The organism is Streptomyces sp. FH025 (assembly GCF_017427025.1).
Lineage (GTDB): Bacteria > Actinomycetota > Actinomycetes > Streptomycetales > Streptomycetaceae > Kitasatospora.
The window spans coordinates 1-1,879 of sequence record NZ_JAFLNG010001035.1 but is presented as its reverse complement, the minus strand read 5'-3'; the positions used below and the strand labels follow the sequence as shown (position 1 = coordinate 1,879).

The window sequence follows — 1,879 nt, the reverse complement described above, 5'->3', positions numbered from 1 at the left end:
CGGGCCGCTCCCCCAGCGCCCGCAGGAACCCGGCCAGTACCGCGCCGGTCTCACCGCCGCCCGCGTACAACTGCCCGTCCGGGAAGGAGTCCTGCACCGCGTGCGCGACGTGCACCGCCAGCGCCGAGGCCCCGCTTCCGGACGGCCCGGACAGGCCCACCACCGGCGAAGCACCGGCCGCCCGCAGCGCCCGCTCCGCCACCCGCACCAGCCCGGCCCGCCCGACCAGATCCGGGATGTCCGGCGGCAGCTGACACGGCCGGGGCAGCGCCCGGACGGCCACCACCGCCTCCCCGCGCCGGATCCGCTCCGCCAACTCCGCCACCGCAGCCGCCGGTTCGAGCCCCAGATCCCGGTCCAACCGCTCCCGCAGCGCCTCGTACTCCGCCAGCGCCTGCGCCGTCCGGCCGCAGCGGTGCAGCGCCAACAGGTGCAGCCGGTGCACCTCCTCGTCCTGCGGATGGTCCGCCGCCAGCACGCCCAACGGCCCCAGCGCCTCCGCGTGACGCCCGAGCGCCAAGTCCACGTCGTACCGCACTTTCAGCGCCGCCAGGCGCCCCGCCGCCAGCCGCTCCCGGACCCTCTCCGCGAGCGGCCCGGGCACGCCGTCCAGCGCGCGCGGCCCCGCCCAGGCCCCGAGCGCCCGTGCCAGCAACTCCCGGGCCCGCGCCGGGTCCTGGTGACGCAGCGCGACGGCCTCCGCCACCGTGTCCTCGTACTGGAAGACGTCCACCGCCTCGCGCGGCACCCCGAGCCGGTAGCCGCCCGCCGCCGCGACCAGCAGCCCCGGCTCGCCCAGGGCCCGCCGCAAGCGGTGGACATGCGTGCCGATCTGCCCGGTCGGATCCTTCGGCCAGCGGACGTCATCCTCCCCCCACAGGCCCTCGACCAGCCGGTCCGTGGGGACCAGTCGGCCCGGAGAAAGCAGCAGGGCGGCGAGCACGGCCCGCTGTTGTGGTCGGCCGAGGTCGACCTCACGACCGTCGTACCGGGCGCGCAGCGGCCCCAGCACGCGGAATTCGAGCCCCACGGCCCACCCCTCGAAGCCCACAGTCCGGTGCACAATCAGTGACAGAGCATAAGTCGCCGGGGTAGGGGGGCGCCGCATTCCGGACGGAAGTGGCGAGATCCCGGCACAGGACGACCGGCACAGGACGACCGGCAGGGGACGGGACACATGGTGAACACGGGGGGACCGCAGCTGCGGTTCGCACTGCTGGGCCCGCTGCGGGCCTGGTACGGAGCCGAGGAGGTGGAACTCGGCCGCCCGCAGCAGCGCGCCGTGCTCGCCGTGCTGCTCGGCGGCGCCGGGCGGACGGTGGCGACCTCGGTGCTGATCGAGGGTGTGTGGGGCGGCACCCCACCGGGCGACCCGCGCAAGGCCGTCCAGCTCGCCGTCTCCCGGCTGCGCGCCGCGTTCAGGCCGCACACCGGCGACGACCCGCAGCGCCTGCCACTGGTGCGCGTCGGCGACGGCTACGCGCTCAAGCCCGCACCCACCGACGCCCAGGAGTGGCAGGCGCTGCTCTCCGAGGCCGAACGACTGCGCCAGGCCGGCGCCCCGCCGCAGGACGTACGGGAGGTGCTGCACCGCGCCCAGCGGCTGTGGGACGGCGAGCCGCTCGCCGGACTGCCCGGGCCGCACGCCGAAGCCGTCCGAGCCCGCCTCACCGAACAGCGGATCTCGGCCAGGGAGACCCAGCTGGAACTGGACACCGAACTCGGCGACCGCACCGACCTCACCGCCAAAGCCGCCGCGCTCGCCCTGGAACACCCCGGCCGGCCCCGGCTCACCGCCGTCCTGATGCACGCCCTCCACCAAGCCGGCCGCAAGGCCGAGGCACTCGCCGTGTACGAGGACGCCCGCCCGTCGCTGCCG

2 protein-coding genes are annotated in these 1,879 nt (G+C 76.3%); one reads left to right on the top strand and one right to left on the bottom strand.

The window, feature by feature from the left end; genetic code table 11:
- A partial coding sequence (locus tag J0670_RS36985; RefSeq protein ID WP_207817160.1) for a BTAD domain-containing putative transcriptional regulator occupies positions 1-1,030 on the bottom strand: 1,030 nt, incomplete at its 3' end.
- 147 nt (positions 1,031-1,177) lie between these two features.
- Between J0670_RS36985 and J0670_RS36980 the strand changes: the two genes are divergently transcribed.
- On the top strand, positions 1,178-1,879 hold a 702-nt coding region (locus tag J0670_RS36980; RefSeq protein ID WP_207817159.1), incomplete at its 3' end, for a BTAD domain-containing putative transcriptional regulator.